This window comes from Micromonospora sp. NPDC018662 (genome assembly GCF_044391475.1).
In the GTDB taxonomy this organism is placed as follows: Bacteria; Actinomycetota; Actinomycetes; order Mycobacteriales; family Micromonosporaceae; genus Micromonospora.
In genome coordinates this window covers 482,563-503,600 of sequence record NZ_JBISAC010000003.1, presented here as the reverse complement: position 1 = coordinate 503,600, position 21,038 = coordinate 482,563, and the positions used below count along the sequence as shown (strand labels likewise).

The following is a 21,038-nucleotide window of genomic DNA, read 5'->3' as shown; positions in this document are numbered from 1 at the left end:
CACAACGTGAAGCTCGCGGTCATCGGCGGTGGATCCACCTACACCCCGGAACTCGTCAGCGGGATCGGGCTACGCGCCGACCGCCTCGCCGTCGACGAGGTGGTGCTCGTCGACCCCGACCGGGACCGCCTGGCGGTCCTCGGCCGCTTCTGCGCCCGGCTGCTGCGGGCGCTCGACCGGCCGGTGACGCTCCGCTGGACCGACGACCTGGACGACGGCCTGGACGGCGCCGACGGCGTACTGCTCCAACTGCGGGTCGGCGGGCAGGCGGCCCGCCAGCGCGACGAGTGCTGGCCGCCCGAGTACGGCTGCCTCGGCCAGGAGACGACCGGCGTCGGCGGCCTCGCCAAGGCCATGCGGACCGTCCCGGTCGTGCTCGACATCGCCGAGCGGGCGCGCCACCGGTCGGCGCCGGGGGCCTGGATCATCGACTTCACCAACCCGGTCGGGATCGTCACCCGGGCGCTGCTCGACGCCGGGCACCGCGCCGTCGGCCTCTGCAACGTGGCCATCGGGATGCGGTACGCGCTCGCCGACATCCTCGCCGTCGGGCCGGACCGGATCGCGCTCGACCACGTCGGCCTCAACCATCTGACCTGGGTACGGGCGGTACGGGTGGACGGCCGGGACCGGCTGCCGGAACTGCTGGCCGACCACGCCGAGCGGATCGGCCGGCAACTCGGCCTGCCGCCGCGGCTGCTCCACGACACCGGCACCATCCCGTCGAGCTACCTGCGGTACTTCTACCGCCACGACGAGGAGGTCGCCCGTGGGCGGTCGGGTCCCACCCGCGCCGAGGAGGTGGCGCGGGTGGAGCGGGACCTGCTCGCCGCGTACGCCGACCCGGCCCGGGACCGGGTGCCGGACCTGCTCGGCGCGCGCGGCGGCGCGCACTACTCGGAGGCGGCCATGGCGCTGCTCGACTCCCTGGTCCGCGACGTGGGCGACGTCCAGGTGGCGAACGTGCGCAACGCCGGCACGTTCGACTTCCTGCCGGACGAGGCGGTGATCGAGGTGCCGGCCGAGGTCGGCGCCGGCGGGGTCCGACCGCTCCGACCGGCGCCGCCCGCGCCCCTGCTGCGCGGCCTGATCGCGCACGTGTCGGCGTACGAGGAACTCGCGCTCGACGCGGCGCTGCACGGCGGCCGGGACCGGGTGCGGGCCGCCCTGCTGGCCCACCCGCTCGTCGGCCGGTACGACCTCGCCGGGAAGCTGACCGACCGGCTCCTCGCCGAGAACGCGTCCTACCTGAACCGCTGACGGCGGCGGTTGCCAAACAGGTTTGTCGATACGTAATCTCTGATTGTCCGGCCCCGTCAAACGCTGGGAGAAATACGCGCCAGGGGCCGTCACCGCATCGCCTAACTCACGCGCGACGACACGCGCACAATTCTTCGGCGACCTCGTTCACCCGCGTCGGTCGACCATTTTCCGCCAGCCGCTCAGGGGGTCATGTTGTTGTTGTCCGGACATCGGGCCACGCCTTCGCACACACCGGACGGTCCCGGCGGCACGCCCGCCGACTGCCTGGCGCTGGGACGCGGCGCGCCGCTGCCCCCGGTCCCCCGTCCCCCGGTGCACGAGGCCGTGGCGGACCTGGCCCGCCGCCGCCCCGACGCGCCGGCGGTACGCGACGGCACGACGCGCCTCACCTACGCGGAACTCGACCGGGCCGCCGGCCGGGTCGCGGCGGCCCTGACGGCTGCCGGCGCCGGCCCCGGCAGCCGGGTCGCCGTGCTGGCGGAGGCGTCCCCCACCGTGATCGCCGCCGTGCTGGGCGTGCTCCGCTGCGGCGCGGCGTACGTCCCGATCGACCCGGCCCAGCCGGACCGGCACGTCGCGGCGGTCCTCGCGGACGCCGACCCGGCCGCCGTGGTGGTGACCGACGTGACCGCGTCGCGCCTGGCCGGCGTCACGATCCCGCTGGTGCCGGCCGCGGGCACGGACCGCACGCCGGGCCCGCCGCCGCCGGTCGCCGCCACCGACCCGGCCTACGTGATCTACACCTCCGGCACCACCGGCGAGCCGAAGGGGGTGCTGGTGGAGCACGGGCAGCTCGCCGCGTCCACCGCCGCGCGCCACCTGGTCTACCCGGGACCGTCGGTGTTCCTGCTGCTGTCGTCGCTGGCCTTCGACTCCTCGGTGGCCGGCGTCTGGGGCACGCTGACCAGCGGCGGCTGCCTGGTCGTGGCCGACGCCGACGAGCGGCGGGACGCCGAGCGGGTGGTCGAGCTGGTGGACCGGCACGCGGTGACCCGCCTGCTCTGCGTACCGTCGCTCTACCGCATGGTGCTCGACGTGGCCGCGCGGGACGACGGGCGCCCGCTGCGCTCGCTGGAGACGGCCGTCGTGGCCGGCGAGGCGCTGCCCGAGACGCTCGTCGACCGGCACTTCGCGGTGCTGGGCGCGACCGCGCTGGTCAACGAGTACGGGCCCACCGAGGCCACGGTCTGGGCCAGCTACCACCGCTTCACCGGCCCGGAGCCGGTGTCCGTCGGCCGTCCCGTGCCCGGCGTCGACCTGCGTGTCCTGGACGCGGAGCTGCGGCCGGTGCCCCGCGGCGTGGTGGGTGAGCTGTTCGTCGGCGGCGCCACGGTGGCCCGCGGCTACCTGGGCCGGCCCGATGCCACGGCACGGGCCTTCCGCCCGGACCCGTTCGCCGACACCGACGGCGCCCGCATGTACCGCACCGGCGACCTGGTGCGCTGGAACGAGGCCGGCACGCTCGACTTCCTCGGCCGCCGCGACGACCAGGTGAAGATCCGGGGCCACCGGGTGGAGCCGGGCGCGGTCGAGACGGCGCTGCGCGCGGCGCCGGGGGTACGCGAGGCCGTCGTCCTGCCCGACGCCGACGGCGAGCGGCTGGTGGCGTACGTCCTGGGGTCCGCCGGCACCACGCCCGCCGGGGTACGGGACGTCGCGGCGGACCGGCTGCCGCCGATCATGGTGCCGGCCCGGGTGCACGTGCTGGACGACTTCCCGCGTACCGCCAACAGCAAGGTGGACCGGGCCCGGCTCCGTCGGCTCGCCGAGGAACGGACGCCGGAGCCGGAGCCGGCCGCCGCGCCGGCCGGGGACGAGCTGACCGCCCGGGTGTCGGCCGCCTGGGCCGAGGTGCTCAAGATCGCCGAAGTCCCGGTGGACGTCAACTTCTTCGACCTCGGCGGCCACTCGCTGGCCGTGTTCACCTTGCAGGACGCGCTCGACCGGCACGTCGGCGCCCGCCCGTCCATGGTGGCGCTGTTCCAGCACACCACCGTGGCCGCCCAAACCGCGCTGATCCGCGGCGCGGCCGACGGCGCGCCGTCGGAGCCGCCCGATCCCCCGGCCGGGCCACGTCGCGACCAGGTCGCCCGGATGCGTCAGCTCCGCAGCCGCCAGGGAACCGACCGATGAGCGCCGACCCCGGCATCTGGCTGCACCGGGAGGCGGAACGCCCCGGGTCGGGGCCGCGGCTGGTCTGCTTCCCGCACGCCGGCGGCTCGGCCTCGCTGCTGCGCGGCTGGTCCGAGCTGCTGCCCGACGTCGAGGTGTACGTGGTGCGCTATCCGGGGCGCGCCGAGCGGATCGCCGAACCGGCGCCGACGGACCTGCCGGACCTCGCCCGCCGCATCGCCGACGCGGTACAACCGCTCGCCGACCGGCCGCTGGCGTTGTTCGGGCACAGCATGGGCGCCGCCGTCGCCCTGGAGACCGCCCGCGAGCTGGAACGCCGGGGCGTCCGGCTGGCGCACCTGTTCGCCTCCGGCTCCCGCGACGGCGAGCTGCCCGGCCCGGACGAGCTGGCGTTCACCGACGACCCGGACGCGGTCGCCGACGAGTTGGTCCGCCTCGGCGGCACCGACCCGGAGCTGGCCGCCGACCCGATGTTCCGGGAGCTGGTGCTGCCGTACGTGATCAGCGACAGCCGGATGTTCCACGCCTACCGGATGGCCGCCGGCCCGGTGCTGGCGTGCCCGGTGACCACTGTGGTCGGCGACGACGACGAGCACGCCGACCGCCGGCCGTGGCGACGGCTGACCACCGGCGCGTTCCGCGAGGTGGGCCGGCCGGGCGGGCACTTCTACCTGGTCACCGACCCGCCGGTCGAGGCGCTGACCAGCGGGCTGGCCGCCGCGGGCGCGGACGCCGCGGCCGGCGCCGACCCGGCGGGCGGCACCGACACGCGTGGCACCGACACGGCGGGCGGCGGCACCCGCGCCCTGGACGCCTCGGCCCGGATCCAGACCGCGATCCGGGACAAGCGCCTCGGGGCCGAGCTGCGGCCGGACGTCATCGAGGGCATCGTCGCCGACTACGTCGCCGGGCGGGTGCCGGACCACCAGATGGCCGCCTGGCTGGCCACCGTCGCGTGCCGGACGATGAGCATCGCGGAGACCGCCGCGCTGACCCAGGCCTACCTGGCCGGCGGCGAGCGGCTGGACCTGCGCGACGTGGACGGGCCGGTGGTCGACAAGCACAGCACCGGCGGGGTCGGCGACAAGGTCAGCCTCGTCGTGGTGCCGGTGGTCGCCGCGTGCGGGGTGGCCGCGGTCAAGATGAGCGGACGCGGCCTCGGCCACGCCGGCGGCACCATCGACAAGCTGGAGTCCATCGCCGGGCTGCGGCTCGACCTGGACCCGGCCGAGGTCCACGCCGTCCTGCGCCGCACCGGGATGGTGATCACCGGGCAGAGCCGGTCGTTGGCCCCCGGCGACGGCGCCACGTACGGCCTGCGGGACGTCACCGGCACTGTCGACAGCATCCCGCTGATCGCGGCCAGCATCATGAGCAAGAAGATCGCGGTCGGCGCGGACGGCCTGGTGCTCGACGTCAAGACCGGCGCGGGGGCGCTGCTGCCGGGGGCCGACGAGGCGCGGCTGCTGGCCCGCACGATGGTCGACCTCGCCGGGCGGTTCGGCCTGCGCTGCCGGGCGGTGCTCGGCGACATGAGCCAACCGCTCGGGTACGCCGTCGGCAACGCGCTCGAGGTCCGGGAGGCCCTCGACGTGCTGCGCGGCGCGCAGGTGCCGGGCGTGACCGAGACCTGCGAGGTGGTCGCCCGGCTCATGCTGCAGAGCGTCCGACCCGACCTCGACGACGCGACGGCCGACCAGCGGGTACGCGCGGCCCTGACCGGCGGGGCGGCGTACGAGCGGTTCCTGCGGTGGGCCCAGGCGCAGGGGGCCGACGTCCGGATGCTGGACGATCCGGACCTGCTCCCGACCGCGCCCCACCGGGTGCCGGTGACCGCGTCGCGGGGCGGCTGGGTCCGGGCGGTCGATCCCCGGGCGGTCGGCGCGGCCGCGGTGCGGGTCGGCGCGGGCCGGCTGCGTCACGAGGCGCCGCTGGACCACGCCGCCGGGCTCGTGCTGCGCCGGCGCGTCGGCGACGAGGTCGCCGCCGGCGACGTGCTCGCCGAGGTGCACCACGGCGGCGGCGACGTGGCCACCGCGCTCCACCTGGCCGAGCACGCCTTCACCATCGGCGACGAGCCCCCCGGGCCGACACCCGCGGTCCACCACCTGCTCGTGTGACCCGCGCCTCCGGCCGATCCGGCCCGGAGGACCGACGACCCCTGGAGACGGACCATGCACCCAGTTACCGCCGACCGGCTCCTGGCCGCGACCGGATCGGTACGGACCACCTTCGACCGGATCCCCGCCGACCCGGTGACGATCGCCGACCCGGCCCACCTCGGCCACGACGAGGCCGCGGAGACGGTCCGCCGCTACGACCGGCACGGCTTCGCCATCATGCGGTTGCCGCGCGGCCCGTTCACCGAGGAACGGCTGCTGGACGTCGCCGGGTCGCTCTGCCTCGGTGAGCCGTTCGTGCCCCCGCTCTACACGCTGGCCGGTCGGCAGGCGCCCAAGGTGTCCCAGATCTCCGCCGCCCGCAACGCCGGCACCCGGGACGCGGGCCACCCGTCGTTCGGCCACACCGTCGGGCAGGAGCTGCACTGCGACGGCACGCTCCAGGACATCGGCTACGTGAAGGCGTCCCTGCTGCTGTGCGAGATGCCGGCCGCCTCCGGCGGCGACTCGCTGCTGTTCAACGCGTCGGCGGCGTTCGTGGAGCTGGCCGGCGCGGACCTGGCCGCCGCGCAGGCGCTGACCGTGCCCGGCACGCTGGTGCGCCGCGCCACCATCAACGGCAGCGCCGACGTGAACGCCGGTCCGGCCTTCACGGTGCAGGACGGCCGGCTGGTGAACCGGTACAGCGTCACCGAGACCGACTCGTGGGCGGTGCCCGCCGGTGTGGACGCGGCGGCGCTGGAGCGCGGCATCCGGTTCCTGGCCGCCGCGAGCCAGCCGGGCAGCGCCCACTTCGTCCAGCTCCGGCTCGACGCCGGGGAGATCATCGTGTTCGACAACACGCGCATCTCGCACGGTCGCACGCCCTACCGGGACGCCCCCGACCGACGCCGCTGCATGTTCCGCAGCCTGCACCTGCGCCAGCCGCGGGTGCCCGTGCTCGCCGCGGACGGCGCCCGGGGGCCGGAGGCCGGACGATGAGCGTCCCGGTGGACGTCGGGCCGCCGCCGCCGTTCGACCCGGAGCTGGCCGGGCCGCTGCGGGAGATCCTGCGCCGCCGGCCCAGCTCGATGACCCCGGACATGATCCCGGCCGACCGGGACCGGATCCGGGCCGGCGGCCTCTCCGACGACGCGATCTCCCGGGGCGGCGCGTTCCGGGTGTCCCGCCACCGGGTTCCCGGCCCGGCGGACGCGCCGCCGGTGCCGCTGCTGGTCTGCCGGCCCACCACGGTCGCCGGGCCGCAGCCGGTGGTCTACACGATCCACGGCGGCGGCATGGTGGCCGGCACCAGCAACAGCGTGGAGCTGATCGGGGAGCTGGACCGGGCCCAGGCGCTGGGCGCGGCGGTGGTCAGCGTGGACTACCGCCTGGCGCCGGAGCACCCCGACCCGGCCCCGGTCGAGGACTGCTACGCCGGCCTGCGCTGGGTGGCGGAGCACGCCGGGCGGGAGGGGTTCGACGCCGGCCGGATCGTGGTCAGCGGCGCGAGTGCCGGCGGCGGCCTGGCCGCCGGGGTGGCGCTGCTGGCCCGGGACCGGGGCGGCCCGCGCCTGGCCGGTCAGATGCTGCTCTGCCCGATGGTCGACGACCGGTGCGACAGCGCGTCGTCCGTGCAGTTCGACGGGCGCGGTGTCTGGGACCGGGTCTCCAACCTGACCGGGTGGACCGCGCTGCTCGGCGAGCGCCGGGGCACCGGCACGGCGTCCTGCTACGCGGTGCCGTCGCTCGCCACCGACCTGGGCGGGCTGCCGCCGGCCTTCGTGGACGTGGGATCGGCCGAGGCGCTGCGCGACGAGGGGGTCAGCTACGCCAGCCGGATCTGGCGGGCCGGCGGCCGGGCCGAGCTGCACGTGTGGTCCGGCGCCTTCCACAGCTTCGACGAGTGGGTGCCGGAGGCGGAGGTCTCCCGCGCCGCCCGCGCGGCCCGCCTGAGCTGGCTGCGCCGGACGCTGGACGCCGGGTGAGCCGGCCGGCCGGCGCGGCACCACCGGCCGGGTCCGCCGTGGCCGGCGGGGAACTGCCGGCCGAGCACGCCGTGGCCGGCGGGGAGCTGCCGGCCGTGCTCGCCGTGGACGGCGGCAGCACCAAGACGGACGTCGCGCTCATCGCCGCCGACGGCACACCGCTGTCCGAGGTACGGGGGCCGGGCCTGCGGGAGGACGCACCGCCGGCGGCGACCCTGCGCCTGCTCGGCGAACTGGTCGACACCGCGCGGCGGCGGGCGGGCCGGCCGGCCGGACCCGTCGCGCGGCACACCTCGGCCTGCCTGGCCCACCTCGACCTGCCCGACGAGGAGACGGCGATGGCCCGGGCGCTGGGTCGGGCCGGCTGGAGCACGACGGTGGACGTCCGCAACGACACCTTCGCGGTGCTCCGGGCCGGTCTGGCCGGCGACGCCGGGGCTACCTGGGGCGTCGGTGTCGTCTGCGGCACCGGCATCAACGGCGTCGGCCGTGACGCGCACGGGCGGGAGGCCCGGTTCCTGGCCTTCGGCGGGGACACCGGCGACTGGGGTGGCGGCAACGACCTCAGCGCGGCGGCGTCGTGGTCGGCGATGCGGGCCGAGGACGGGCGGGGGCCGGACACCGCCCTGCGCCTGACGATCCCGGCTCACCTCGGCCTGACCAGCATGCGGGCGGTGGCCGTCGGGCTGCGCACGGGCCGGGTGTCCCGCGCCGACCTGGCCGGGCTGACCCCGGTGCTGTTCGCCACCGCGGCCGGCGGGGACGAGGTCGCCGCCGCGCTGCTGACCCGGCAGGCGGAGGAGATCTGCGTGATGGCCGGCGTGCTGATGCGCCGGCTGGACCTGCTGGACGCCGCGACGCCGGTGGTGCTCGGCGGCACCGTACTCGCCCGGCGGCACCCGCCGATGACCGCGGCGATCGCCGCCGGCATCGCGGCGCGCGCGCCCCGAGCGGTGCTGCGGGTGCCCACGGTGCCGCCGGTGGCCGGCGCCGCCCTGCTCGGGCTCGACCACCTCGGCGCGGGACCCGACGCCGAGCGTCGGCTGCGGGCGGCCTACGGCGAACGGACGGCGCCGGCGGTCCGGCCGTAGGGCCTGTTCCGCGGCACTGGCCGGCCCGACGAAACCGGCGCTAGCCGCGTCCGGCCGGCCGGTCCGGGTCGACGAGCCGGCGCAGCGCCCGGTGCAGCGACGGCCCGGCGGCGAGGATCCCGCTGCCCATCGGGGACGAGGCGCCGCCGGCCTCCTCGACGACCAGCGCCCCGGCCGCCCAGTCCCAGCGGGACAGCTCGTCCTCGTAGAAGGCGTCGAAGCGGCCGGCGGCCGTCCAGCAGAGGTCCAGCGCGGAGCTGCCGGTGCTGCGGATGTCCCGCGCCCGGGCCAGGACCCGGGCCACCGCCCGCGACTGCCGCCGCCGGGACCGGGCCCGGTAGGAGAACTCGGTGGCGACGAGCGCGGCGTCCAGCGCCACCGGCTCGTTGACCGCGAGCGCGACGCCGTCGAGCCGGGCGCCCCGGCCCCGTACCGCGGTGAACGTCTCGTCGCGTGCCTCGTCCCGGACCACGCCGACGACCGGCTGCCACCGGCCGTCCCGCCACCGCTCACAGGCGACGCTGACCGCGTAGTGCCGGATGTCGTAGAGGAAGTTCACCGTGCCGTCCAGCGGGTCGACGACCCACCGCAGACCGGTCTCCGGCACCCGGTCGGCGCCCTCCTCGGAGAGGATCCCGTCGCCCGGCCGCGCGGCGCCGATCAGCGCCACCACGGCCGCCTCGCTGGCCCGGTCGGCCTCGGTGACCGGATCGGTGGGGGAACTCTTCCGGCCGAGCTCCACCGCCCCGCCGAGGCGCCGGCGGATCTCCTCGCCGCCCCGGCGGGCGGCCCGGGTCGCCAGCGCGAGCAGGTCGTCCTCGCCCGCCACGGCTATCCCGGTTCGCCGACCCAGGTGACCCGGCGGGCGACCCGGGCCGCCTCCGCGGCCACCGCGTCGCGCCAGCCCGCCGAGAAGCGACCGACCGCCGGCAGGACGCGGGCCTCGTCGACCTCGCCCTCGTCGTACGGCAGGGCCAGCCCGGCCAGCGGCAGCGCCTCGACCGCGGCCCCGTCGTCGAAGAGGTCACCGACCGCCGGGTCGACCGGACGACGCCCGGGGTCGAGCGCCGCGCCGACGACGAGGACGCTCCGGCCGGCCACCCGGCCGCGCAGCGTACCCACCGGCCGGCCCTCCCCCACCGCCCGCAGCTCCCGCCGGAACTCGAGATACCGGGCGTTGGCCTCGACGTCGCCGATCGCGTGCGCCAGCTCCACGTCCGGGCCGGGCCACTTGCGCAGGAAGCGGCGGTAGTTGGCGGTCTCGGTCACCCGGTTCGCGGCGGTGTCGCGCAGGTGCGGCAGGTGCAGGGCGTACACGTCCGGGCGCAGCACGATGGGGGTGCCGCTGGCGCAGACACGGTAGCTCCACTCGAGATCGTCGACGCCCCAGCCGCGGAAGCTCTCGTCGAAGTACAGCCGGTGCTCCCGCACCAGCGCGCGGGGCAGCGCGATCAGGCCGGTCCAGCCGAACGCCCACGGGATCACATGGTCCACCTGGAAGCGCGGGTCGGCCGGCCAGTCCGGGGCCGCGGCCATCGCGTCGAGGTTCGCCAGGTGCGCGTCGTACGGCAGCGGCTCGATCGACGTGACGTCGCCGTCGTTGTTGTTGCCGTACCCGACGACCTGGCCCACGACGCAGACGCGCTGGCCGAACGCGAAGTGCCGGTCGTAGAGGTTGCGCAGGGCGTCCGGCGGCAGCAACGTGTCCGCGTCCATCTGCACCACGATCTCGCCGCTGGCCTGTCGCATGGCGAGGTTCCGGGCGTGCGGGATGTGGAACTCGCGGGAGCTGACCACCGAGACGATGTCGAGCCGGTCGGTGAACCGGCGGCACAGGTCGACGTACTCCTCGGCGTACTCCATGGCGCCCACGACGACCTCGAACTCGGCGCGGTCCATGGTCTGCCGGGCCAGGCTCTCCAGGACCAGGCCGAGGTTGTGCAGCCGTCTGCGGTAGGGGATCGAGACGCTGATCTTCGGCAGCGTCGGTCCCCGGTCGGTCGTCCGGTCATCCGTGTGCGGCGCCGCGACCCGTCGCCCGGCATCCGCCTCCGCAAGGAGCGTCATGCCGGGATCGTGGCACAGGCTTCTCATCGACGGAACTGACTGCCCCGGGCGGGCTGGCCACCACCGCTAGGGTCTGCGCATGGTCGCGATCCGCACCGGCAGCGCCGGGCTCAACGTCTCCGACATCGGCCGCTCGACGGCCTTCTACCAGCGGGCCCTGAACGTCGAGGTGATCCGGTCGTCCGCCGACGCGGACCGCCCGTGGGTCCATCTCGGTCAGGACGGGGAGGTGCTGCTCACGCTCTGGCAGCAGTGCGACGGGCCGTTCGCGCGCCGGCGGGCCGGCCTGCACCACCTGTCGTTCGAGGTGACCGACCTCGCCGAGCTGGGCGCGGTGGAGGCGGCGCTCCGGGCGGCGGGCGTGGCGATCCGCGCCGGTGCCACCGGCCAGCTCTTCTTCCACGACCCGGACGGGATCCGCCTGGAGGTCTACGCCCGGCAGGGCCCGCCGGTGGACTGGACGCTGCCGCCGGCCTGCGGCTTCTACGACGAGGACGACTGAGCCGCGGCGGGTCACCGCCGGGCGACCACGCCCCGGAAGTCCCGGTGGAAGCGCCACGCGTCCTCGACGATCCGGTCGAGCGAGGAGCACAGCGGCTCCCACCCGAGGTGTCGGCGGGCGCGCTCGTTGGCGGCCAGCAGCGTGTGCGGGTCGCCGGGACGGCGGGCCCCGTACGCGACCGCGAAGGACCGCCCGGTGACCTGCTGGACCATCTCGACGACCTCGCGGTTGGTGGCGCCGGTCCCGGTGCCGAGGTTGTAGACCGCGTGCCGGCCGGGACGGTTGCGCCGCAGCGCCAGCTCCACGGCGCGGGCCAGGTCGAGCACGTGGATGTAGTCGCGGACGCAGGTGCCGTCGCGGGTCGGGTAGTCCGCGCCGTGGATGGTGAGGTCGCCGCGCCGCTCGAGGGCCGCCTGGAGCGCCGTCGGGATCAGGTGCGTCTCCGGGTCGTGCCGCTCGCCCACGTCGCGGTACCCGCCCGCGGCGTTGAAGAAGCGCAGGCTGGTGGCGGCGAGGCCGTGCGCGGTGGCCTCGCTCGCCAGCGCCATGTCCACCGCGAGCTTCGTCATGCCGTACGCGTTGACCGGCCGGGGCGGCTGGTCCTCACCGATCGGCAGCCGGACGGGTTCGCCGTAGGCGGCACAGCTCGACGCGAAGACGATGTCGCGGATGCCCCGCTCCCGCATCGCGTTGAGGAGCTTGATGCTCCGGACCACGTTGTTGTCCCAGTAGATCTCCGGTCGGGGCACCGACTCCCCCACGTACGCGTAGGCGGCCAGGTGCACCACGGCGTCGATCCGCTCGTCGCGCGGCACCGCGTCGGCCAGCTCGGAGATGTCGGCCCGCACGAGGCGTACCCCTCGGGGCACCACGTCGGCGAATCCGCGTACCAGGCTGTCCAGCACGACGACCCGGTGGCCGGCGTCCCGCAGGTAGCGGACCGTCACGCTGCCGATGTAGCCGGCGCCGCCGACGACCAGCACGTTCATGCTCGTGACCCGTCCGGTCCGGCGGCCCGGCCGGCTACCGGACTCGGCCGGCGTCCGGAGCGCCGTGTCCCCGGCTCTCCAGTTCCCGGGCCAGCTCCGCGGCCCGGACCCGGGCCCGCTCCGCCCGCTCGGGGTAGGCGTGCGCGGCCCAGCTCCCGCCCTCGGCGTGCAGCACCGGGACGTCCACCGTGGTGTAGGTCCGCCCGAGCGCGGTCATGACCCGGGTGAACATGCCGAACGTGTCGTAGAAGCCGCCGACGGCGGGGTCGCCGCTCATCACCCCCACCGGGCTCATCCCGACGTGCCGGGCGACGGAGACGACCACGTCGTCGCGGCGTACCAGCGTGCAGGCGTGCGGGGAGCGCACGTGCAGGGGCCCCTGGAACTCCTTGCGGCTGGGGCCGTTGCGGCCCCCGCGGGACCGTTCGAAGGCCATCTCGATGATGTCGCCGAACGCGATCTGGGCCCACAGGTCGGCGTCGTCGGACCGGGCCATGGTGGCGGTCGCCGCCCAGAGGTTCCGGTCCTGTTCCATGGCGGCGACGAGCGCGTCGAGGACGCCGGGCGCGGGCACCTCGACGTCCGAGTCGACCAGCCAGTAGTAGTCGCAGTCCTGGTGCTGCACGACGAAGTCGCGCAGGCCGTCGCCGGTCGAGTCGAGGCGCTTCGCGGCGATGACGGGCCCCGGGTGCGGCCACCGGCTGGGCAGGAACGGCACGTCGCACCGTTTCGCCATCTCGGCGACCAGCGCCACGTCCGGGTCGGTGGACGAGTTGTCCATCACGGTGATGGCGAGGTCGTCGCGGGACCACGAGTCGGTGGACAGGACCACGGACGCCAGCGCCACGGCGGCGAGCGCCGAGGTGTTGTGATTGATGATCAGACAGTTCACCTTCGTCATGTCCGAGCTTCTCCCCTGTAGGTGGACGCGCGTCGTCACCCGCCGGGTGGCGGGCGGGTCGTGGCGGGGTGGCCGGTGCGCGGCGATCGGCGGGACCGCCCGCTCCGTACGCGTCGCCGCGGGCCGTCGAGGTCGCCGAAGATATCGAAGGTCATCATAGCAACGTGGATGCTGTCCGGGCGGTACGCGCTGGTCGAGCCGCCGCCGGCCCCCGCGACCGCGGGGCGGGGCCGAGCCCCGCCCCGCGTCGGCCCGGAGCCACCCGGGATCAGCAGTCCGCGGTCAGGGTCGCCTTCCAGTAGTGCTCCGACCCGGCCGGCGAGTAGGTGGTGCCGACCTCCCGGCAGGAGGGGCTGTAGGCGGTCATCTGGTTGACCGCCGCGGTGTGGGCGTCCGAAGGCAGGTAGCCGTAGCCGACGAACGTCCGGGTCGCGGTCACCGTCGCGCCGGCCGGGGCCGCCGTCACCGCCGTCGCGGCGAGCGCGGCCAGCGCGGCGACGCCGACGGTCACCGCCCGGAGCAGACCGGGTCTCCTGGTCATGGTGGGTTCTCCCTCCTCCACCGGCTCGGCCGGAGCCGGACCGGCGGCGCCTGGCGGCGGACGCGGGCCGCCGCCCTTCTCGCGGAGCAGCCTGCCCGTCCGGCGGAGGTGTGTTCAACCGATCGCTCGAGCGGTTGCACACCGGAGGCGGTCAGGCCGAGGCCCGCAACCGGTGCTCCAGCCGCTGGGCGAGGTCCGACCACTGGCGGGCCAGCGATCGCGCCACCTCCGCCACGACGAAGGCGACGTGCGGCGGCAGCTGGTCCATCAGGCCCTCGCAGGAGTGGGGGCCGTTGTTCTGCACGAACATGGTGCGCAGCAGGGCCCGGCCCGGTTCGCTGAACCGCACCGAGGGGTCCCGGCTGAGGCTGTGCAGCAACGCCGGGCCGTTCTTCTCGGCCGGCGCGACGTCCGGCGGCGGGTGACCGTCGTACCGCATCCGGCGGGGACCGGAGTCGGTGGGGCAGTCCCCGAGGCGGTCGAGCGGGTGAGCGTGCGCCGCCTCCCGCGCACCGGCCGGCACCGGGTCCTCGCCGCGGCGCAGTCGCTCGCGGACGTCCCGCACGGTCGACGGGGACACGCCCACCTCCTGCGCCACCTCCCGCAGCGAGGCGTCGGGGCGCCGGGCGATGACCTCGCTCGCCAGCCGGCGGGCGTGGGCGCTGCTCAACGGACGGACCCGGCCGTCGCGCCCGATCCGGCCGGTCGGCTGCGGTCCACCGGCACGGCCCAGGTCGGCCCGGATCGCGGCGACCGTGCTGGGGGCCAGGCCGGTGGAGCGCGCGATCCACCGGTCGGCGCGGTGCGGGTAGGCGCCGAGGATGCGGACCGCCGCCGCGCGCCGGTCCGCGACGGTGAGGGGCAGCCCGTGCGCGATGTTGAGCCGGACGGCCCGGACGAACGCGTCGACCTCGTCGCCGTCGAAGAACTGGACGCTGATCCGTTCGTGGCCCCGTAGCTGCGTCGCGCGCAGGCGGTGCATGCCGTCGATCACCCGCATCGATCCCCGGTGCACGAGGATCGGTGGCAGGTCGGGGACCAGCTCCGCGAGGAGCCGTACGTGCCGCTCGTCCTCACCGTCGAGCCGGGGCGAGTCGGCGGGCAGCAGCGTGCTGACGGCCACGGACTCGCCGGCCGACACCGACGTGACGACGGGTGGACCGCTCCGCTCCGGCGGAGATTCTTCCGGCTCTCTGCTTACCTGTGTGGTCAACCTGCACCCCCGGATTCGCAGTAGGTGGTCGGGGCGCGCCACTGACGTCGCCCCGGCGGCCGGGCCGGTTCGCGGCACGCCGCGGCCCGATCCCTCTGGTTCGATGGGCGGGCGGCGAACCCACGGCCGGAACGGCACGGGACGCGGGTCGGCCCAGCCGCGCGTCTCCGTCGTTCCCCGGTCTCGGCTGCGGCGATCGACGCCATGGGCACCGATTTGAACGTTACACAGATCGTAGTCGACCTCCCTGGAAGTTGCGACATAGACAGGGATGAGCCGGTTTGATCTTCTAGGGGTTCCCCTACCCGGGCGGCGACCGTGCCGCCGACCCGCGTCCGGCGCGCCGGTCAGGTCGTCCGGCGCGGCACCAGACGCGGCGCCAGCAGGCCGGCGGACGGCGCGGCGTCGGCCCCGTCCAGCTCGGCGAGCAGCCGGCCCACCACCAGCGCGCCGCACTGCTCGACCGGCTGGTACACGGTGGTCAGCGGCGGGTCGACAAGCGCCGCGGCCGGAACGTCGTCGAAGCCGGTGACCCCGACGTCCCGGCCGACCGTCAGGCCCGCCCTCCGCACCGCCGCCACCGCGCCGATGGCCATCGCGTCGCTGGCGCACACCAGCGCCAGCCGCCGCTGGGGGTGGCGCGGTCGCCGCAGCACCCGCTCGGCGAGCGCCCGCCCGTTGTCCACACTGTCCGGGCCCTCCTGGATCGCCACCAGCGGCGGCAACGCCCGCCGCCGGAGCGCACGGAGCCACCCGGCACGACGTTCGTCGCTCATCGCGCCCGCCGCCCAGCCCAGGAACGCGATGTCCCGGTAGCCGCGGTCCACGCAGTGCTCGACCGCCAGCTCCAGACCGAGCGCGCCGTCGACGTCGACCCAGGGGAACGTCTCGTCGTCCGGCGCCCCCCAGGGCCGGCCGAACATCACGAACGGCACCCCGGCCGAACGGAGCATCGCCGGCCGGAAGTCGTCCAGCCGCGCCTCCATCAGGACGACCGCGTCGATGGCCGCCTCGACGAACAGGTCCTCGTACGCCTCGACCTCCTCCACGCCCCACGGTGCGGTCACCAGGCGGACGGTGTAGCGAAACGCCTTCAGGCGAGCGCACAGCTCCTGCAGGAACCGGTCGAAGATCGGCCCGTTCAGACCGTCCGGGACCGCCTTGAGCCGGACCGCCACCGACCGGGCGGCCGACGCCCGCATGGCACGTGCCCCGCGGTGCGGGCGGTAGCGCAGCTCCCGCACCACGGCCAGCACCCGGTCGAGCGTCTCCGGCGCCACCCGCTGCGGCGCGTTGATGGCGTTGGAGACGGTCTGGGTGGACACACCCGCCCGGACCGCGACCATCGCCAGGGTCGGCCGGCGACGCCGGCGATCCGCGCCACGGTCTGGGACACCGGGGACCATCGGGAAATTCTAGATCGATCCGGCCGATCCGGCCGACCGGGTCGTTCGGCGGGCGCCCCGGCGACGACCGCGCCGCCGCCGGCCGGGGCCGTGCAACCGCCCGGTACGAGCGGTCGCACGACCCGACCGACGCCGGCGGCGGTCACCGGCAGAACGGGCCGGTCACCGCGAACGTCGTGCCCGGCGCCTGGATGTTCACGTAGAGGGTCCGCCGGTCGTCGGCGAAGCACACGCCCGCGAACTCGCCGAACACCGGCTCGGTGGCCGAGCCGGTGTTCTGCCGGTTGCGGGCGAACGGGTACGGCCGGCCGGCCCGGGTCACGCCCATCAGGTAGTTCTCGCCGTCGCCGTCCTGGCAGATCATCAGCCCGCCGAACGGGGTGACGCAGATGTTGTCCGGCGTCTCGAACAGCGGGTCGTCCGTGCCGTCGGCGTGGAAGATGACGACGAGCGTGAGGCAGCGGGTCGCCGGCTCGTACCGCCACACCTGGCCACGGTGGGCCGCCGCCGCCCCCTCCTCCGGGCGGGCGTAGGACGAGACGAAGTAGGCCGCCCCGTCCACGCCCCACCAGGCGCCCTCCAGCTTGGCGGAGTGGGTGACGCCGGCCGGCCCGTAGTCCTGGTAGCGGGTCGGGGTGGTGGTGGCCGACGGGTCCGGGACGTCCATCCATTCGACCCCGCCGATCGTGGTGCCGGGCTCGCGGACGGTCGACAGGTCGGCGACGCCCGGCACCCGCATGGCCTGGAGCCGGCCGCCGGCCCGCAGGCTCCCGTGCCCGCCGAGCGGCCGCCGCGGGAGGAACCGGTAGAAGCAGCCGAACGCCTGGCCGGACGCGTCCTCGGTCTCGTACACCGTGCCGGTGCGCGGATCGACGCAGATCGCCTCGTGCGGGAACCGTCCCATCGCGGTCAGCGGCGTCGGGTCCGCGTTGCGGGCGTCCCGGAACGGATCCACCTCGAAGATCCAGCCGTGGTCCTTCTCGTACCCCTGGTCGCCTCGGCGGAGTTCGGTCTCCTCGCAGGTCAGCCACGTGTGCCAGGGCGTCACCCCGCCGGCGCAGTTGACCGCGGTGCCGGCGACGCCGACGTACTCGCCGACGCGTCGGTGGCGGCGGTCGAGGGCGAGCACGGTCACCCCGCCCTTGCCGCCCGGGTCGAAGGTCCGCTCGGGCGGCCCCACCACCGGGTGCCGTGCGTCCGGGTGGTTCTCGTGGTTGCGGGTGAGGCGGACCTGCCCGCCCAGGCCGGCGAACGCGCCCATGCCGTCGAAGTAGCCGGGCACCCGACCGCCGGCGTACGGGTCGTCCTCCCGGGACAGGATCGTGTAGCGGAAGCCCGGTGGCAGGTCCAGGATCCCGGCCGGGTCGGGCACCGGGTCGCCGTAGCCCGCTCCCGGATGGGCCAACGCGGGCGCGGCGGTGAACAGGGCGTCCGTCGTGCCCGCCAGGACGATCCCGAGGCCGGCGACGCCGGCCCCGGTCAGCAAGCTTCTCCGGTCGAGAGTCACGTGAGCCTCCATCGTTGTTCGACGTGGATCAATGTTAGGGACGTTCGCCGGATGCACAACCTCGGCGAACCCCTGCCTTCGCCGGTCGCAGGGGTCGCCCCACCCCAGCGGGGTGGTGCCTGCGGTACCCGCGTCGGGCAGCAGGCGGGATGGAGGGCGGGCCCCGGTTGCCCGAGGCTGGAAGCCGTACCCGACACCGTCCACCGAGGAGTCGTCATGACCCGCCGAACCGTCCCGATGGCCGCCGGCGCGCTGGCCGTGCTGACCGCCACCGCGCTGGGCGTGCCCGCCGCGTCCGCCGCGCCCACCACGACCGGGCGGCCCGACGTCGTCCAGCAGCACCTCGACCGCCTGGTCTCCGCGCAGCGCTTCCCCGGCGCGCTGGCCTCCGTCCGGAGCGCCGACGGCCGGGTGCGCGACCTCACCGCCGGGGTCGGCGACCTACGGACCGGTCACCGCGTGCCCACCGACGGCCGGGTGCGCATCGGCAGCAACACCAAGACCTTCACCGCGGTGGTCGTCCTCCAGCTCGTCGGCGAGGGCCGGATCGACCTGGACGCCACCGTCGAACGCTACCTGCCCGGCCTGGTGCGGGGCCACGGCAACGACGGGCGACGGATCACGGTACGCCAGTTGCTCCAGCAGACCAGCGGCCTGCCCGACTACGACGACGTGCTGTTCACCGCACCGCAGGACCTGGTGGACCGCGCGCACGCGTACCTCGAACCGCGGCGGCTGGTGGACGCGGCGCTGACCCGGCCGCGGCGGCACGCCCCGGGCACGACGTGGGAGTACAGCAACACCAACTACGTGCTGGCCGGGCTGATCGTCGAGCGGGTCACCGAGCGCCCGATCGGCGAGGAGATCACCCGGCGGATCATCGAGCCGCTGCGGCTGCGCGACACCTCCTGGCCGGGCGTCGGCGACCAGCGCCTCACCGGCCGGCACCCGCGGGGATACGTGGCGGTCGCGCCGGGCGCGCCCTGGATCGACGTGACCGAGATGGACCCGTCCCTGGGCTGGGCCGCCGGGCAGCTCGTCTCGACGCCGGGCGACCTGCGGACGTTCTTCGAGGCGCTGCTCGCCGGCCGGCTGCTCCGACCCGCGCAGCAGGCCGCCATGATGCGCACGGTGGACGCGCCGGGGTTCGAGCCCACCGGGGGGTGGGCCTACGGCCTGGGCATCGCCCGGCACGACCTGCCGTGCGGCGGCCACGCCTGGGGGCACGGCGGCGACATCCAGGGCTTCGAGACGCGCAACCTGGCCACCACGGACGGGCGCAGCGCGGTGGTCGCGGTGACCGGGCTCCCGACGTCGCTGGACATGGTCGAGGCGGTCTCCGCCAGCGTCGACGCGGCGCTCTGCGCCCGCTGACCTCGGTACCGCCTCCGGCCGGCGCGTCGCTCAGGCGGCGCGCCGGCCGTCGTTCAGGTAGCGCAGCACGGCCGTGACCCGACGGTCGGCGCGGTCGTCCGGCGGCAGGTGGAGCTTCGCGAAGATGTTGCGGATGTGCTTGTGCACCGCGCCCTCGGTGACGAACAGCCGCTCGGCGATCGCCGTGTTGCCGAGCCCCTCCGCCATCAGCGCCAGCACCTCGTGCTCGCGCGGCGACAACTGGGCCAGCGCGTCGTCGGCGCGGCGGTTGCGGGCGAGCAGCTGCCCGACCACCTCCGGGTCGATCACACTGCCGCCGGCCGCGACCCGGTGCAGCGCGCCGAGGAACTCCTCGACCCGCCCGACCCGCTCCTTCAGCAGATATCCGAGGCCGGTGGCGCCGACCGAGAACAGCTCGGTGGCGAACGCCTGCTCGACGTACGCGGACAGCACCAGCACCGCGAGGCCGGGCCGGCGGCGACGGGCCTCGACGGCGGCGACGATCCCCTCGTCGGTGTGGGTGGGTGGCATCCGCACGTCGACGATCGCCACGTCCGGCCCGTGGGCGTCCACCGCGGCCAGGAACCCGTCCGGGTCGCCGGCGGTGGCCACCACGTCCAGGTCCTCGGCCCGCAGCAGCAGCGCCAGCCCTTCGCGCAGCAGCGCGTCGTCCTCGGCGATCACGATCCGCATGGCAGCTCCACGTGCATTCTCGTCGGTCCCCCGGGGGGACTGGTCAGCGTCATCCGGCCGTCGTACGCCTCGACCCGCCGCCGGATGCCGGTCAGGCCGGAGCCCCGCGCCTCGTCCGCGTCGCCGTGCCCGTCGTCGGAGACGGTCACCAGCAGGCGGTCCCGCTCGCGGCGCACCGCGACGTCCACCGCGCCCGCGCCGCTGTGCCGGACCACGTTGGTCAGCGCCTCGGCCACCACGAAGTAGGCGGTCGCCTCGACCGCGACCGCGCACCGCACCGGGACGTCCACGGTGAGCCGGCACGGCACCGCGCACCCGCCGGCCAGGCCGGCCAGCGCGCCGGCGAGCCCCCGGTCGTCCAGCACCGGCGGCAGGATGCCGCGCACCACCGTACGCAGCTCGCCGAGCGCCTGCTCCGCCGCGTCCTGGGCCCGTTCGAGGATCTCGTCGGCCCGGGTCGGGTCCCGCCGCACGGCCCGTCGCGCGGCGCCCAGCAGCACGTTCACCGCGACCAGCCGGTTCTGGGTGCCGTCGTGCAGCGACCGTTCGATGCGGCGCAGCTCCACCGCGTGCGCGTCCAGCGCGGCGGCCCGGGTGGCGGTGAGCTCGGCGACCCGCAGCGACAGGTCGACCCCGGGCGGCGGGGCGAGCAACCAGCGGCCCGGCCGGGCCTGGACGCGCGCCAGTGCCGGGCCGCACACGACCGCGGCGACCAGCCACGCCACCCCGACCAGCCCGACCAGGACCGCGTCGGGCAGCCCGTCGATCCGCCACCAGACGAGCCCCGGTGCGCCGTCCTCGGGCCGCAGCAGCCGGAACCACAGCGGGAAGGTGAGGTCCTGCGCGGCGTAGAGCGGCAGCGCGAGACCCAGCAGCCCGGTGCCGAGGCCGAGCACCGCGTGCAGCGCCACCCAGCCGAGCTCCCGCCGGACCACCGGGTCGCGCAGCGCCGTGCGCCTGTCGACCGGGGACCGTCCGACCTCGGGCAGCGGACCGTCCCAGCGGGACAACCGGGCGCGTTCCCGGTCGGCCACCGAGCGCAGCATGCGCAGCGCCCCGGGCACCAGCAGCAGGCCGACACCGACCAGGCAGGCGGCGGCCACGACGATCAGCCAGATCAGCGCGCCCAGCGCCAGCAGCGCGGTGCCCAGCCCGCCGACCAGGTGCTCCAACGCGTCCACGGAGGCGCGGACCCGCCTGCGTACGTACCCCACACCCGCCCACCCCCGGCGCCACGATAGGTCACCGGGGGTGTCGCCGGCAGCGCCGGC

Annotated in this window: 18 protein-coding genes; 8 read left to right on the top strand and 10 right to left on the bottom strand. The window is 75.7% G+C overall.

The window, feature by feature from the left end:
* Positions 1-6: 6 nt before the first annotated feature.
* From ACH495_RS11855 to ACH495_RS11830, 6 genes are all read left to right on the top strand, one after another.
* Positions 7-1,260 (top strand): 6-phospho-beta-glucosidase, encoded by a 1,254-nt coding sequence (locus tag ACH495_RS11855; protein ID WP_396857702.1) that lies wholly within the window; start codon positions 7-9, stop codon positions 1,258-1,260.
* A 315-nt stretch (positions 1,261-1,575) separates the two neighbouring features.
* Positions 1,576-3,396, top strand: a complete 1,821-nt coding sequence (locus ACH495_RS11850) for a non-ribosomal peptide synthetase (RefSeq protein WP_396857701.1) — start codon at positions 1,576-1,578, stop codon at positions 3,394-3,396.
* Positions 3,393-5,516, top strand: a complete 2,124-nt coding sequence (locus ACH495_RS11845) for a thymidine phosphorylase (protein ID WP_396857700.1) — start codon at positions 3,393-3,395, stop codon at positions 5,514-5,516. Before ACH495_RS11850 ends, ACH495_RS11845 begins: the two co-directional genes overlap by 4 nt.
* 54 nt (positions 5,517-5,570) lie before the next feature.
* Complete coding sequence (locus tag ACH495_RS11840; protein ID WP_396857699.1) at positions 5,571-6,497, top strand: TauD/TfdA family dioxygenase; 927 nt, start codon at positions 5,571-5,573, stop codon at positions 6,495-6,497.
* On the top strand, positions 6,494-7,483 hold the full coding sequence (locus ACH495_RS11835) for an alpha/beta hydrolase (RefSeq protein ID WP_396857698.1): 990 nt from the start codon (positions 6,494-6,496) through the stop codon (positions 7,481-7,483). The genes ACH495_RS11840 and ACH495_RS11835 overlap by 4 nt, the downstream gene beginning before the upstream one ends.
* Entirely contained in the window at positions 7,480-8,574 is a 1,095-nt protein-coding gene (locus ACH495_RS11830; RefSeq protein WP_396857697.1) for an N-acetylglucosamine kinase, read from the top strand. The genes ACH495_RS11835 and ACH495_RS11830 overlap by 4 nt, the downstream gene beginning before the upstream one ends.
* A 40-nt stretch (positions 8,575-8,614) precedes the next feature.
* Here ACH495_RS11830 and ACH495_RS11825 read toward each other — a convergent pair whose 3' ends face one another.
* Together ACH495_RS11825 and ACH495_RS11820 are read right to left on the bottom strand one after the other, a co-directional pair.
* Positions 8,615-9,403, bottom strand: coding sequence for an inositol monophosphatase family protein (locus tag ACH495_RS11825; RefSeq protein ID WP_396857696.1), 789 nt, complete (start codon positions 9,401-9,403; stop codon positions 8,615-8,617).
* 2 nt (positions 9,404-9,405) lie between these two features.
* Positions 9,406-10,641 carry a glycosyltransferase gene (locus ACH495_RS11820; RefSeq protein ID WP_396857695.1) on the bottom strand — a complete coding sequence of 412 codons (1,236 nt, stop codon included), beginning with the start codon at positions 10,639-10,641 and terminating at the stop codon, positions 9,406-9,408.
* A 79-nt stretch (positions 10,642-10,720) separates the two neighbouring features.
* Between ACH495_RS11820 and ACH495_RS11815 the strand changes: the two genes are divergently transcribed.
* Complete coding sequence (locus ACH495_RS11815) at positions 10,721-11,143, top strand: VOC family protein (RefSeq protein WP_396857694.1); 423 nt, start codon at positions 10,721-10,723, stop codon at positions 11,141-11,143.
* A gap of 11 nt (positions 11,144-11,154) precedes the next feature.
* Here the strand turns inward: ACH495_RS11815 and galE are convergent, their stop codons facing one another.
* The 6 genes from galE to ACH495_RS11785 all read right to left on the bottom strand — a co-directional run bounded on the left by galE (position 11,155) and on the right by ACH495_RS11785 (position 17,700).
* Complete coding sequence (galE, locus tag ACH495_RS11810; RefSeq protein WP_396857693.1) at positions 11,155-12,132, bottom strand: UDP-glucose 4-epimerase GalE; 978 nt, start codon at positions 12,130-12,132, stop codon at positions 11,155-11,157.
* A gap of 34 nt (positions 12,133-12,166) precedes the next feature.
* The gene (locus tag ACH495_RS11805) at positions 12,167-13,033 is read right to left on the bottom strand and encodes a glycosyltransferase (RefSeq protein WP_396857692.1); all 867 of its coding nucleotides are present in this window, start codon (positions 13,031-13,033) and stop codon (positions 12,167-12,169) included.
* Between the two features lie 268 nt (positions 13,034-13,301).
* The gene (locus tag ACH495_RS11800; RefSeq protein ID WP_396857691.1) at positions 13,302-13,574 is read right to left on the bottom strand and encodes a hypothetical protein; all 273 of its coding nucleotides are present in this window, start codon (positions 13,572-13,574) and stop codon (positions 13,302-13,304) included.
* A gap of 151 nt (positions 13,575-13,725) precedes the next feature.
* The gene (locus ACH495_RS11795) at positions 13,726-14,697 is read right to left on the bottom strand and encodes a transcriptional regulator protein (protein ID WP_396857690.1); all 972 of its coding nucleotides are present in this window, start codon (positions 14,695-14,697) and stop codon (positions 13,726-13,728) included.
* A 437-nt stretch (positions 14,698-15,134) separates the two neighbouring features.
* Positions 15,135-16,193: a LacI family DNA-binding transcriptional regulator gene (locus ACH495_RS11790; protein WP_396857689.1), complete on the bottom strand. Its 1,059-nt coding sequence runs from the start codon at positions 16,191-16,193 to the stop codon at positions 15,135-15,137.
* A gap of 142 nt (positions 16,194-16,335) precedes the next feature.
* A complete protein-coding gene (locus ACH495_RS11785) occupies positions 16,336-17,700 on the bottom strand; it encodes an alkaline phosphatase PhoX (RefSeq protein ID WP_396857688.1) in 1,365 nt (454 codons plus the stop codon).
* A 216-nt stretch (positions 17,701-17,916) separates the two neighbouring features.
* Between ACH495_RS11785 and ACH495_RS11780 the strand changes: the two genes are divergently transcribed.
* Positions 17,917-19,074 carry a serine hydrolase domain-containing protein gene (locus ACH495_RS11780; RefSeq protein WP_396857687.1) on the top strand — a complete coding sequence of 386 codons (1,158 nt, stop codon included), beginning with the start codon at positions 17,917-17,919 and terminating at the stop codon, positions 19,072-19,074.
* 30 nt (positions 19,075-19,104) lie between these two features.
* Here ACH495_RS11780 and ACH495_RS11775 read toward each other — a convergent pair whose 3' ends face one another.
* Entirely contained in the window at positions 19,105-19,767 is a 663-nt protein-coding gene (locus tag ACH495_RS11775; RefSeq protein WP_396857686.1) for a response regulator, read from the bottom strand.
* Entirely contained in the window at positions 19,755-20,981 is a 1,227-nt protein-coding gene (locus ACH495_RS11770; protein WP_396857685.1) for a sensor histidine kinase, read from the bottom strand. Before ACH495_RS11770 ends, ACH495_RS11775 begins: the two co-directional genes overlap by 13 nt.
* Between the last annotated feature and the right edge of the window lie 57 nt (positions 20,982-21,038).